This window comes from Chlorobium sp. (assembly GCF_049593655.1).
Lineage (GTDB): Bacteria > Bacteroidota > Chlorobiia > Chlorobiales > Chlorobiaceae > Chlorobium.
The window spans coordinates 53,826-66,732 of the sequence record NZ_JBAWHG010000015.1; the positions used below are offsets into that span (position 1 = coordinate 53,826).

Genomic DNA, 12,907 nt, shown 5'->3' on the forward strand with positions numbered 1-12,907 from the left:
ACAAACAATTGTCAAGATATTGCGTTCCTTCAGACAAATCCCTGCGTGACGCATGAATCCTTACCTGATGATGCCTTTCGCCTGCAGGGCCTCGCGCACCAGTTGCTTGCGAAGGGGCAGGTCGGCTTCGCCGAGAACATCAATGTTGAGGGCGAAGAACCAGACCTCATCCTCCGTTTCGATATAACCGACATACCATCCGACCTGAGTTTTCAGCGACGAAAGCACCATCGTGCCCTCGACGCCTTTACGGGCGAACAGCCCTGCCGCTGCAGGAGACGGAAACATGAGGAGCAGCATGATACGCAACATCGCCGGCTTGAGGGTGCTGCGTTTCGGACGGTTCACGTGATTGGATTTCCCTGTTCGGTCATAAAGAAGAGACACAAAGCCAGGAGTCTACCGGACGGGAACGTACCTCCCGAGATGGTCGAGGAACGGCTTCGCCTTGACGAATCCGGCTATGCGGCTGCCCTGAATCTCCCGGCCCGATGCATCGAAAAAGATGATGGCGGGAGGGCCGAAAATGGAGAAGCGTTTCATCAGCGCCTTGTCTTCGGCACTGTTCGCCGTAACATCAACCTGCAGAAGAGTCATGCTTTCCATGCGTTTGCGCACCTCCGGGTCGCTGAAGGTGAAATGATCAAGCTCCTTGCAGGAGACGCACCAGTCGGCGTAGAAGTCGAGCATGACCGGCTTTTCGGCTGACGCAAGCGCCTGTTCGAGTTCGGCTTCCGTCCTGATCCGGGTAAACAGCCCCCCATCAACCGCCGGGCTTGGGGTCTTGCCGGAAAACGTACGGAACTTCGAAAGCGGCTGAAGCGGATTGTCGCCCCCTGAAGCCGCTCCGGCCAGTTCCAGAATGCCGGCAAGGAGCAGCAGGATGCCGAGTGCCTTGCCGAAACGCAGCATGGGGGAAGGCTTTTCCGGCAGTATTTCAAATACGTGGAGGAACACCGCCGAGAGTATGGCCAGAGCGCCCCAGAGCAGCAGGACCGCCGGGCCGGAAATGACCGGCGAAACCATCCAGATGGCCACACCGATAAGGAGCAGGCCGAACAGGTATTTCACCTCATTCATCCACGCTCCGGCTTTCGGCAGCAGGGTTCCGGCGGAGAGCCCCACCAGGAGAAGCGGAACGCTCATGCCGATGGCCATCGAAAAAAGCGCAACACCCCCGATAACCACATCGCGGGTCTGGCTGATGTAGACCAGCGTACCGGCAAGCGGTGCGGCAACGCAGGGGCCGACAATCAGCGCGGAGAGGGCTCCCATAAGAAAAACTCCGGCAATCCGGCCTCCTTTCAGCCTGCCGCATGTTTTCGACAGGGCGCTCTGCATGAAAGCGGGTATCTGAAGCTGATAGACATCGAACATCGAGAGGGCGAGCACCACCAGCAGAATCGCGAAAAGCTTCAGCACCCTGGGCTGCTGCAGCGCTCCGGCAAAGCCCTCTCCGGCAAGGCCGGCGGCGACGCCGAGCAGCGTGTAGACGAGCGCCATACCGAGGCTGTATGCCACGGCCAGCATGAAACTGCGTCCCCTGCCGGAGCCACCGTCGCCGACGATGATTGACGAAAGAATGGGGATCATGGGCAGGACGCAGGGAGTAACGGAGAGCAGCATGCCGAAAAACAGGAATGCGAGCGCGATTTTCCACAGGCTGCGGCTTGCGAGTGTCGATTGCGCCAGCGAGAAATCATCATCCTTTCCGGCCGGCTCGACGGCCGGGGAGGAATCACCGGCGGCATTTTCCGTAACGGCAAAACCGCCGAAGCCCCCGGATTCAGGATCCACGACAACCTTCAGCATTCCCGGCCTGGCCGGATCTACAGTCACCATACGGGTAAAAGGAGGATAACAGAGTCCATCCTCGGAGCATCCCTGATAGACAACCGCAACGGTAAAAACGCCGGAGGCGCCGGAAACCGGCACCTCTGCATGCAGCTGCCTGTGATACACCACCGACTCTTCGCCGCTGGAAGGGTCCTTCACGCGCTCCCCTGCCGGCAGCACGGGAACGCCCAGATCCGCCCTGCCGCTTTTCAGGTTCACCTTCACCTGGTCGCCGGAGAGCTTGTACCCTTCGGCAATCTCCCAGTCGAGCACGAGGGAGCGCGACCCGGTATATTCAGCCTTCAGCCTGAACGCATCTTCAGGATCGAGAAAACCGGCCGAAAAAACGGATTGTACCGGAATGAGCAGGAAAAGCAGCAACAAGAGAAGTCGAGACAGCCTGTATAACAAGGAATCACGCATAACCTGTATATCGGGAAAAAGAATGGTTGAATGAAAAGACTTATTCCGGAAATAGCGAATGAAAAACCTCAGGGTCAGTCCATACGTCGGACTGGCCGGAGTATCACTCGGAAATATAAGAGAGAGCCGGAACAATTATGTCAACGTTTTTCCCGGACGGAAAGGAATCGGCAGCAATAAACCCTGTCCCGGCCATATTTCGGGATAAGCGGGACAGGGTGGGCAGTCGCAGCGATCAGCCGAGAGCCCTCCGCAGATCATCAATGAGGTCATCGCGGTCCTCAATCCCTATGGAAAGCCGGATCACGGAATCGGTAATCCCTACAGCCTGACGATGCTCGTTGCCCATCGACAAATGGCTCATCGTTGCCGGATGTTCGATAAGCGACTCCACACCACCAAGGCTTTCAGCGAGGGCAAACAGTTTCGTGCCTTTCAGGACACGATTGACGTCCTCGATATTTCCGTCAAGATCGAAAGAGACCATTGCTCCGAATCCTCGCTGCTGTCTCCTGGCAAGCTCATGCTGGGGATGGGATGCAAGTCCGGGGTAAAACACCTGTTTCACTTTGGGATGTCCCGCAAGGAACTCCGCTACACCCTGTGCATTATAGAGATGCTCCTTCATCCTCGGGACAAGTGTTTTTATTCCCCGCAGCACCAGCCAGCAATCAAACGGCTGGGCACAGGTGCCCAGAGTATTGACAAGGTATTTCAGCTTCTGATCAAGTTCCGGATTGCAGGAAAGCAGGGCTCCTCCAATAACATCCGAATGACCGTTCAGGTATTTCGTTGTTGAATGCACCACGATATCAGCTCCAAGTCTGAACGGCTGCTGGAGATACGGCGAAAGAAAGGTGTTGTCGACAATGGAAAGCAGGCCGTGCTTTTTTGCACAGGTCGAAACAGCTTCGATATCGACAAGATTGAGCAGCGGATTGGAGGGTGTTTCAATCCATACCGCCCTTGTTCTGCTGTTGATAAGTGATTCAAGACGCTCATGATTTCTGAGATCCTCGAAATGCACCTTAATGCCAAAATGCTCCTGTATGGTTTTAAGAAGTCTTGCCGTACCGCCATAGCAGTCATCGGTGCAGATGATCTCGTCTCCGGTAGTGAACAGGTGCAGGACGGTCGTAATGGCGGCCATGCCACTGGTAACGGCAGCCGCGAACGAGCCGCCCTCGAGCGAAGCGAGACTGTCCTCAAGAGCCTGTCTTGTCGGGTTACCGCTTCGCGTATAGTCGAACCCCCTGTGCTTCCCTATATCCTCGAAAACAAAGGTTGAAGACTGATAGATCGGCGTCATGATGGCGCCATAGGCTTTGTCGGGAGCAACTCCCGCATGAATGGTGTCTGTCTGAAAACTCATGGTATGGAGTACGTTGATTGTTTATATGACGTAAAAAAACGGGATGGGCAAAAAAAAACCTCTTCCTGAGTGAGGAAAAGGTTGTCCGAAACTTCTGTCAATTTTTTCGGCAAACATGCAGGTGATGCATATTCGCTGTTATTGAAAAAAGCAATTCTGCTCTCTTTTTCACTCATCTTTCTTCCCTGCAGTAAAAAACAAATATACCGTCAGGCATGCAGCAAGAAGTAGAATGTGGCACCGTGTCCCGCTGATCGGAATCGGTTGTCAAGGCTTCAACGGGTCTATTCCCTCAGCCTTTCTTGATGACCGTTACGAGAAAGAACTATTAACAATTGTTAATATAGCAAAAAATCTCTGGCGGTCAACATTTTTTCATTTTTTGGCAGCGCTGATCTTTTCTTGTTTTATTTCAAAAAAAATATTAACAATTGTTAATGACCCTGTAAACAGTAAATCGTTGAGCCCATGTCACCACAGTCAACAATCATAGGAAAAGCTCTCCACTGTAAAAGGTGCTGTTCCGCCTGTTCCTTGCGCAAGATACCGGAGCATCACTTGTCGTGATCACCATGTATGGTCGTTAGACTGTTACAGAAAGCCGGTTCTGATGCTCAGGATCGGCTTTTTCATTTTCCGGGCTCCAAAAACGCAATACCATAACCGTAACCATTTGTCTCTCTCATCATGCTTCATAAACAGCTCACCGTGAAAATACCGGAAGGACTGCATTTCAGGGCGCTCGCAAAAATTGCGGGCATCGCCCGCCGGCAGAAAAGCTCCATTATTCTGGAAAAAGAAAACGGCCAGAAAGCCGAATCGGCCTCCCTGATCGATATGCTCACCCTGTGCGCCGTATCGGGGACCTCCCTTCAGGTCACCGTCGAAGGCGGCAGCGAAGGGGAAACGCTTGCAATGGTCGAAGAAGTTTTTGAAAACGGAGCGGGAATCTGAAATGAAACATCACCATAACCATACGCCTGTCGTCATTGCCGACACGCAGCATCTTACCCGGGAGGGACTTCGCTCAATCCTGCAGCCTCATTATCCGGGCGTCAGAAGCGTTTCCGGCCGGGAAGAGCTGCAGCAGGTTCTCCATGAACACCCGCGGGCCGTTATCGTAACCGATTTCATCCTGTTCGATTTTCTCTCCATAAAGGATATCGGGGAACTCAAAAAACAGCATGAGGCTGCAGGCATCGTCATTGTCACCAACGCCATCAACCAGTACCAGATAAAGGAACTGAACGATGCGGGCATAAAAACCATCGTCCTGAAAAAAGACGATGAGGAGGAGATTCTTCATGCTGTCGGTTCGGGCCTGAAGGGAAAGAAATATTATTCGGGAAGCGTGCTTGACGTGCTTCTCAGAAAAGAAGGCCCCCAGGAAGAGGCTTACCTCCTGACCACCTCCGAAATCGACATCGTCCGCCTGATCTCCGCGGGACTGTCGACAAAGGAGATCGCCTCGCGAAAACACATCAGTTTTCATACGGTGATGACCCACCGGAAAAACATCTTCCGCAAACTCGGCGTATCGAGCAGTACGGAGCTGATCCTGTATGCGATAAAGGCCGGTTTGATCGACAATATCGCATACCATATCTGAATCTACCTGTTTCAGGGTATAAAAAATACCGGTTTGGAGGGATTTCAATTTCCCTTGCAGGTATCGATATTTCAAGAGGTTACATCTGTTCAACAATAAACGCCGAACCTTATGGGACGCATCGCAAAAAAACTGACCGAGCTGATCGGCAACACGCCGCTGCTCGAACTTGAAAACTTCAACAGGGAACACGATACGCTTGCAACCATCATCGCCAAGCTGGAATACTTCAACCCGGGCGGCAGCGTCAAGGACCGGATCGGTTATTCCATGATCGAGGCCGCCGAACAGCAGGGACTGATCGGCAGCGAGACGGTCATCATCGAACCGACAAGCGGCAACACCGGTATTGCGCTCGCCTATATCGCCGCAGCGAAAGGGTACCGGCTGATTCTCACCATGCCCGAAACCATGAGCATCGAACGCAGGAACCTGCTCAAGGCGCTCGGAGCCGAACTGGTGCTGACGCCCGGAACCGAAGGCATGGTCGGCGCAATCAGGAAGGCCGACGAGCTGCATCTCGAATATCAGGACTCGTTCATTCCCCAGCAGTTCAGGAATCTTGCGAACCCCGAAATCCACCGGAAAACAACCGCCGAAGAGATCTGGAACGATACGGACGGCAAGGTGGATATTTTCGTCAGCGGCGTCGGAACGGGGGGAACGATCACCGGGGTCGGAGAGGTACTCAGGCAGCGCAATCCCGAAGTCTCGATCGTTGCCGTCGAACCGTTCGACTCGCAGGTGCTCGCCGGAGGAAAACCGGGCCCTCATAAAATACAGGGCATCGGGGCAGGTTTTGTGCCCGACATCCTCAATACGGACATTATCGATGAAATCATTCCCGTAAAGAACGAGGATGCCCTTCGTACAGGCCGCGCTCTTGCCAGGACCGAGGGGCTCATTGTCGGCATCTCTTCCGGTGCGGCGGTTTATGCGGCGCTGCAGCTTTCGCTTCGGGAAGAGAACAGAGGGCGGAAAATTGTCGTCATCCTTCCCGATACCGGCGAGCGATACCTCTCCACCCTGCTCTACCAGTTCGACAATGAACCGGCGGCCATCTGAATGTCCGCGAAGCGGTTGTCATGTTCACCTCCTGTTCGGCATTGAAAGCGCGGCGCATCCGTCACGCCTTCCCCTGCTGAGCAGGAGCGTGTCCCCCAAGCGCAATTTTCCGGCGATAAACCACACAATCCGGTCGTACAGACCGCCTCAGGAGATCTTATGTCAAGGGAAATAAAAGACCCCATTGAAGATGCCATACACCGACTGTCCCGGGCCGGCGATGCCGAATGCGATTATCTCTCGGAGAGCCGGGATCATCTGCCCTCCATTGAAAGACTCGGTGAAGCCGTCGAACTGATCAGGGCGATCACCTTTCCGGGGTATTTCGGCGGACCGGTTCTGCGCAGGGAGTCACTGCCCCATTTTCTCGGCGTAAGGGTTGAAAAGCTGTTCGGGCTTCTCTGCGAACAGATTGCCAGTGTCAGGCTTTTCCATGCCGGAGAGGAAAACGGCTACAGAAAGCCTGCGGAAGCGGCCGATACCGCAATGCGATTCATCGCCGGACTGCCGGAAATCAGAAGAGTCCTCTGCTCCGACGTAAAAGCGATCTATGACGGAGATCCTGCGGCAAAAAGCCACGGAGAGATCATTTTCTGCTATCCCTCGATCAGGGCGATGATCAACCACCGGAGCGCACACGCCCTTCTCAGGCTCTCCGTGCCGCTCATACCGAGGATCATTTCCGAAATGGCCCATTCCGAAACCGGAATCGACATCCATCCCGGCGCCGTGATCGGAGAATCGTTCAGTATCGATCATGGAACAGGGGTGGTTATCGGCGAAACCTGCGTCATCGGCAATCACGTACGTCTTTACCAGGGGGTCACGCTGGGCGCGAAAAAATTCGAGATCGACGCAGCAGGAAACCCGGTCAAGGATGTGCCGCGTCACCCTATCATCGAGGACAATGTGGTCGTCTATTCGAACGCCAACATTCTCGGACGGATCACCATAGGCAGGAACTCGACGATCGGAGGAAACGTCTGGCTGACCAGAAGCGTGCCTCCGCACTCCAGAATTCTTCAGCAGAAAGCTGTTGAAACCAGTTTCACGGACGGACTGGGCATCTGAAATAAACCATAACCAGATTCAGGCAATCACCTTTCAACTATAATTTCAATCCATGACAAACTCATTACCGGAACCCAACAGCCTTCTGCAGCGCAGCGTCACCACCAAGGTGGCAAGAAACCTTGCCAATACGACCAAGACCCCGCCGCAGATGATGTCCATTACCCCGAGATGGCTTCTGAAGCTCCTCCCGTGGGTTCATGTCTCCTCAGGCACCTACCGTGTCAACCGCACGAAAATCGAACTGCAGAAACCGGACCGCATCGGGATAGACTTCCATGAAGGAACCCCTTCGTTCAAGCCCGAAGCCCTCAAGAGCATTCCGCTTTTCGCTTCGATCGATGACGGCATCATCGCCGGACTTGCCAAAAAGTTCGTCCTGGAGGAGTCGGATCTCGGCAACACCCTGATTCTCGAAGGAGAAGAGAGACACAAGCTCTTCATCATCGCGCACGGTCAGGTTGAAATCCTCAGCAAAGGCCTGCACGGGGAGGAACTGCGCATCGCACTGCTCTCGGAAGGCGAATTTTTCGGCGAAGAGGAACTTGTCTCCCGGAAGCCTTCGACGGTCACTATCCGCACCCTCACGCCGGTATCCTTTTTCTCCCTTTCCAGCACCGATATCGAAAAACTGTTCAAGGGCTCCTCTTCCCTGAGGGATTCTTTCGAAAAAGCGGTTGAAGAATACCTGAAAATCCGCTCGACGGTCAACAAGCACGGCGAAAAGCACATCGACCTCGTCGCCGGTTTTGACGAGGATGTCGAAATTCCGGAAACCTATGTCGATTACTCGAACAAGCCGAGGGAATACTCGCTGCAGGCGATCCAGACGGTCGTGCGCGTGCATACGAGAGTATCCGATCTCTACAACGAGCCTTACAACCAGATCGAGCAGCAGATGCGTCTGACGATCGAAGGCATCAAGGAGCGCCAGGAATGGGAGTTCATCAACAACAGGGAGTTCGGACTGCTGCACTCCGTCGATCCCGGACAGCGCATCAGCACCCGGTACGGAACGCCGACTCCCGACGATCTCGACGACCTGCTCACGAAGGTGTGGAAAAAACCGGCATTCTTCCTTGCCCATCCGAAAGCCATCGCGGCTTTTGAGCGCGAATGCACCTGGCGCGGCGTGCCACCGCCGACCATCAACCTGTTCGGCTCTCCTTTCCTTACCTGGCGCGGCGTGCCGCTGATCTCAAGCGACAAGATCGAGATCAACAAGAACAAGGCCGGTCTGGGCACAACCAGCATCCTGCTGCTTCGCGTCGGAGAAAACGAGCAGGGCGTGGTAGGCCTTCACCAGGCAGGCATCCCCGGAGAGATCAGTCCGAGTCTTTCGGCAAGGCTCATGGGACTCGACAAGCTCGGCGTCGCATCCTACCTCCTGACGCTCTATTCGTCGCTGGCGGTACTGACCGATGACGCGCTGGCCGTTCTTGAAAACGTGGAAGTGGGTTATTACCACGACTACGAACACCGCAAAACGGCGATCAAAACCAAATAAACCGGTAATACAAAAAAAAACGCCACACAAACAGGTCCAACCGCTCACGGGGCTCTCCACGGAGGCCTCGCGGGCATGCCAGTTATACCATGACAAGAGAACATGAATACCCCGACAGCCGGGTAAACGGCAGCGAAGAGCTGAATCCGGTTTTCATCGCCCGGCTTGCAAGCAGGCTGTTCAACGAACTTCCCGAAGCGGGCAGCCTGCCGAAATTCGAAACCGATGCCGAACATGCGCCTTCCGGCCTTGCCGGATCGGTCCGTGAAAAAGCGGCAATTGCCGAAGGAACGGAAAGGAGCCCTGACTATGAGCAGCCGGACTTGTCCGGGTTGCCCTTGCTGCAGCCGCACGGCCGGGAGCGGAAATCCGTTTTCCCCGAAAATCCGGAAGAGCTGTATTTCCTCGGAACCCGCGAGGAAAAAGAGCCGGAGCCCCTGGAACACCACGCGAACAAACTCACGGAACAGCAGAACTATTCGGAAAACGGAAACCGGTCGCACGACATCGACGAGGCCTTGCAGCGGAATACCTCCTCCAGTCCGCAGAATCCGGAAGCCGAAGGAACCTGCTATGCGGAAAAGCTTTACCGGAATTTCTCCGGCGAGGATCAAAGCCCTGGACTCGACAGGATTTTTCAATCCCTGAGGCATTACGCGGAGCTTGCGAGTGGTGATCTTTCAGGAAAACCCCCTGTTCACGGCTATCAGGCATCGGCAGGGCCGGCGGTACCCGGCGCGGACATCTACCCTGGATGGACGGGCGAACCCGACGCGAAACAGAAGCCGCTCCTCAACGCGTTCGGACTTCCCTCCGGACTCGCGGACAGCCACTATTTCCTGAGGGGCAAGGAACAGCCGGCGGTAAGCGAAACGGATGTTTTCGACGTTGCGACCATACGCAGGGATTTTCCGGTGCTGCACCAGAAAATTCACGGCAGGGACCTCGTCTGGCTCGACAATGCGGCAACAACACAAAAACCGTGGAGCGTCATCAATGCCGTCAGCAACTTCTATGCCCTGGACAACTCGAATATCCACCGAGGAGCACACACCCTTGCCGCCCGCTCGACCGACGCGTATGAGGCGACGAGGGAAAAGGTCCGCCAGTTCATCGGGGCGTCATCCGCTTCGGAGATCATTTTCGTGCGCGGTACTACCGAAGGAATCAACCTCGTGGCCCAGAGCTGGGGACGCAGGTTCCTGCAGCCAGGGGATGAAATCGTGCTTTCCATCCTTGAGCATCACGCCAATATCGTACCCTGGCAGATGGTTGCAAAGGAGACCGGCGCGCGCATCAAGGTGATTCCGGTCAACAGCCGCGGAGAGATCATACTCGACGAGTACACGAAGCTGCTCGGCCCCCGGACCCGGTTCGTTTCGCTCACCCAGGCGTCGAACGGCCTCGGCACCATCCTTCCCGTAAAGGAAATGATCCGGATCGCCAGACGCTTCGACGTGAAGATACTGATCGACGGAGCGCAGTCGGTCGCCCATATTCCGGTCAATGTCCAGGACCTCGATGCCGATTTTTTTGTTTTTTCCGGCCACAAGATCTTTGCGCCGACCGGCATCGGCGTGGTATACGGCAAACGCGAGGTGCTGGAAACCATGCCTCCCTGGCAGGGCGGCGGCAACATGATCCGGGATGTCCGTTTCGAGGAGACCCTCTACAACGGGGTTCCGGCAAAATTCGAAGCCGGAACCCCGTCTGTCGCAGATGCGGTAGGCCTCGGGGCCGCCCTTGACTATGTCAGAAAAATCGGGCTTGAACATATCAGCCGCTACGAACACGATCTGACGAAATATGCAACGGAGCAACTTCAGGAAATTCCGGGTCTCCGTATCATCGGCACCGCCGCCAGCAAGGTCGGCGTGCTCTCATTCGTTCTGAACAATCTTCCCAATGAAGAAGTCGGCAAGCTTCTCGACAGGGAAGGCATTGCCGTTCGCGCCGGCCATCACTGTACACAGCCCTCTCTCCGCCACTTCGGCGTCGAAGGGACGGTACGCCCGTCACTGGCTTTCTACAACACCAGGGAAGAAATCGACCGCCTTGCCGATGCAGTGCGCAACCTGCGGTACAGATAACCCGTTACCGGTCAACAAGAGGAGAACCAGCCTTGTCTCTCACCGAACTTCAGAAACAGCGCTATGCCCGCCATCTCTCACTTTCGGAGATCGGGCGGAAGGGCCAGGAGAAACTCGGCAAAGGCAGGGTTCTCGTTGTCGGCGCAGGGGGACTTGGCTCCCCTGCGGCGCTCTATCTGGCCGCTGCCGGAATCGGCACGCTGGGCATCGTCGATCCCGATCTGGTCGATATCAGCAATCTGCAGCGTCAGATACTGCACACAACAGGCTCCATTGGAAAACCAAAGGTTCTTTCGGCTGAAGAAACCCTGAGAAAACTCAACCCCGAATGCAAAATCGAGTGCATTCCCTTACGGCTTTCGAGGCAAAACTCCGCAGAAATCATTGCCGGTTACGATTTCATTATCGATGTCACGGATAATTTCGAGGCGAAATTCCTGATACCGGAATACTGCCACAACGCCGGAAAGCCCTATTCCCATGCGGGAATCCTGAAATTCTTCGGACAGACCATAACGGTGCATCCCGGCAGGAACGGCATGTTACCGGTGCCTTTTTCATGAACGTACTGAAACCGGCAGCCAGGAACCCCGGGGACCTCTCGGAGCGGTGCCGGGCGTGATTGGCAGCATACAGGCTACCGAAGCCATAAAGCACCTTCTCTCGACGGGTCAACCCCTTACCGACACCCTTCTGACCTTCGATGCGCTTTCCATGAATTTCCGGAAAATCAGGGTACGCAGAGACCCGCAATGCCCCCTGTGCGGCGACCGGTCGCCCTCGACATCAAGCGAATGAAGATCCTTCCGGGAGCCCTATACCGTAATGGCGGTATTTTTATGGTACAGGCATCGGAGTTATCGGAAAGGATGCGTTACTTGTCCGGCACTGAACAATAAACACCTGAACGAAAACATTATGAACGGCCGCGACTTCACCTTCACCTGCTGTTGTCCCAAAAGAGAAACAGAGGAAAACTGTACCGGAAAACCGCCAGTATCGATGCCATAACCGGCATATATGCCTGTCGTTTCCGTTACAGCCGATTCCCTGAAAAAAGAGAACCGGCTTTTTTATTGCCTTATTCACCACTAACAGCATAAATCAAGGACAAATACTCATGAAACAGCAATGGACAAAAAAAATCCTGATGGCAGCAGCGATACTCCTCTCATCAGGTGTGACGGGCCATACCGCTCTGGCTGCTGCGGGAAGCACGACGCTGCTGAACGTATCCTATGACCCCACAAGGGAACTCTATCAGAGCGAAAACGCGGCGTTTGCCCGCTACTGGAAAAAGAAAACCGGACAGACGGTAATCATCAACCAGTCGCACGGAGGTTCCGGAAAGCAGGCGCGGGCGGTGATCGACGGACTTGAAGCCGATGTCGTCACGCTTGCGCTCGCCTATGACATCGACGCCATTTCGGACAGCAGACTGATTGCGCCGAACTGGCAGAAACGGCTGCCCGACAACAGCACTCCCTATACATCGACAATCGTGTTCGTCGTCAGAAAAGGGAACCCGAAACAGGTAAAAACATGGGATGATCTCGTCAAGCCGGGCGTTTCGGTCATAACGCCAAACCCGAAAACATCGGGAGGGGCACGATGGAATTATCTGGCGGCCTGGGGGTACAAGCAGAAACAGACCGGTTCGGCCGTTCGGGCGAAAGCCTTTGTCAAATCGCTCTACAGGAACGTACCCGTCCTGGACACCGGAGCCAGAGGATCGACTCTCACCTTTGCCCAGAGAGGACTCGGCGATGTGCTGCTCGCGTGGGAAAACGAGGCACACCTTATCCTCAGGGAGTTCGGATCGGACAAATTCGAAATCGTGGCTCCTTCCGTCAGCATTCTTGCCGAACCGCCCGTGGCCATCGTCGACAAAAACGTAGACAGGCGCGGCACAAGAAAAATAGCGCAGGCATATC

9 protein-coding genes, 2 pseudogenes and 1 riboswitch are annotated in these 12,907 nt (G+C 54.9%); of the genes and pseudogenes, 8 read left to right on the forward strand and 3 right to left on the reverse strand.

Going from position 1 to position 12,907, the window contains the following annotated elements:
- Positions 1 to 60: 60 nt before the first annotated feature.
- From WBP50_RS02505 to WBP50_RS02515, 3 genes and pseudogenes are all read right to left on the reverse strand, one after another.
- Positions 61 to 201: pseudogene (locus tag WBP50_RS02505) on the reverse strand (class D beta-lactamase); the annotation flags it as partial.
- 198 nt (positions 202 to 399) lie between these two features.
- Positions 400 to 2,259 carry a protein-disulfide reductase DsbD gene (gene dsbD, locus WBP50_RS02510; RefSeq protein ID WP_423931489.1) on the reverse strand — a complete coding sequence of 620 codons (1,860 nt, stop codon included), beginning with the start codon at positions 2,257 to 2,259 and terminating at the stop codon, positions 400 to 402.
- A 235-nt stretch (positions 2,260 to 2,494) separates the two neighbouring features.
- The gene (locus tag WBP50_RS02515) at positions 2,495 to 3,631 is read right to left on the reverse strand and encodes a trans-sulfuration enzyme family protein (protein ID WP_423931490.1); all 1,137 of its coding nucleotides are present in this window, start codon (positions 3,629 to 3,631) and stop codon (positions 2,495 to 2,497) included.
- A gap of 169 nt (positions 3,632 to 3,800) precedes the next feature.
- Positions 3,801 to 3,943: riboswitch (SAM riboswitch) on the reverse strand.
- A gap of 375 nt (positions 3,944 to 4,318) precedes the next feature.
- Here WBP50_RS02515 and WBP50_RS02520 point away from each other — a divergent pair.
- The 8 genes and pseudogenes from WBP50_RS02520 to WBP50_RS02555 form a co-directional block, all read left to right on the forward strand.
- Complete coding sequence (locus WBP50_RS02520; RefSeq protein ID WP_423931491.1) at positions 4,319 to 4,585, forward strand: HPr family phosphocarrier protein; 267 nt, start codon at positions 4,319 to 4,321, stop codon at positions 4,583 to 4,585.
- A gap of 1 nt (position 4,586) precedes the next feature.
- A complete protein-coding gene (locus WBP50_RS02525; RefSeq protein WP_423931492.1) occupies positions 4,587 to 5,240 on the forward strand; it encodes a DNA-binding response regulator in 654 nt (217 codons plus the stop codon).
- A gap of 111 nt (positions 5,241 to 5,351) precedes the next feature.
- Entirely contained in the window at positions 5,352 to 6,305 is a 954-nt protein-coding gene (cysK, locus tag WBP50_RS02530) for a cysteine synthase A (RefSeq protein ID WP_423931493.1), read from the forward strand.
- Between the two features lie 159 nt (positions 6,306 to 6,464).
- Entirely contained in the window at positions 6,465 to 7,376 is a 912-nt protein-coding gene (gene epsC / locus WBP50_RS02535) for a serine O-acetyltransferase EpsC (RefSeq protein ID WP_423931494.1), read from the forward strand.
- A 52-nt stretch (positions 7,377 to 7,428) separates the two neighbouring features.
- Positions 7,429 to 8,883, forward strand: coding sequence for a family 2B encapsulin nanocompartment shell protein (locus tag WBP50_RS02540; RefSeq protein WP_423931495.1), 1,455 nt, complete (start codon positions 7,429 to 7,431; stop codon positions 8,881 to 8,883).
- Between the two features lie 89 nt (positions 8,884 to 8,972).
- Positions 8,973 to 10,973, forward strand: coding sequence for a SufS family cysteine desulfurase (locus WBP50_RS02545; RefSeq protein WP_423931496.1), 2,001 nt, complete (start codon positions 8,973 to 8,975; stop codon positions 10,971 to 10,973).
- Between the two features lie 32 nt (positions 10,974 to 11,005).
- Positions 11,006 to 11,771: pseudogene (locus WBP50_RS02550) on the forward strand (HesA/MoeB/ThiF family protein).
- Positions 11,772 to 12,093: 322 nt separating this feature from the next.
- Positions 12,094 to 12,907 (forward strand): sulfate ABC transporter substrate-binding protein (locus WBP50_RS02555; protein WP_423931497.1); only part of this gene is annotated, 814 nt, incomplete at its 3' end.

What these genes read in the sequence shown, in the direction of transcription:
- WBP50_RS02515 (WP_423931490.1), bottom strand. Translation starts at nt 3,631, where the DNA reads ATGAGTTTTCAGACAGACACCATTCATGCGGGAGTTGCTCCCGACAAA.
- epsC (WP_423931494.1), top strand. Translation starts at nt 6,465, where the DNA reads ATGTCAAGGGAAATAAAAGACCCCATTGAAGATGCCATACACCGACTG.
- WBP50_RS02525 (WP_423931492.1), top strand. Translation starts at nt 4,587, where the DNA reads ATGAAACATCACCATAACCATACGCCTGTCGTCATTGCCGACACGCAG.
- WBP50_RS02545 (WP_423931496.1), top strand. Translation starts at nt 8,973, where the DNA reads ATGACAAGAGAACATGAATACCCCGACAGCCGGGTAAACGGCAGCGAA.
- cysK (WP_423931493.1), top strand. Translation starts at nt 5,352, where the DNA reads ATGGGACGCATCGCAAAAAAACTGACCGAGCTGATCGGCAACACGCCG.
- dsbD (WP_423931489.1), bottom strand. Translation starts at nt 2,259, where the DNA reads ATGCGTGATTCCTTGTTATACAGGCTGTCTCGACTTCTCTTGTTGCTG.
- WBP50_RS02520 (WP_423931491.1), top strand. Translation starts at nt 4,319, where the DNA reads ATGCTTCATAAACAGCTCACCGTGAAAATACCGGAAGGACTGCATTTC.
- WBP50_RS02540 (WP_423931495.1), top strand. Translation starts at nt 7,429, where the DNA reads ATGACAAACTCATTACCGGAACCCAACAGCCTTCTGCAGCGCAGCGTC.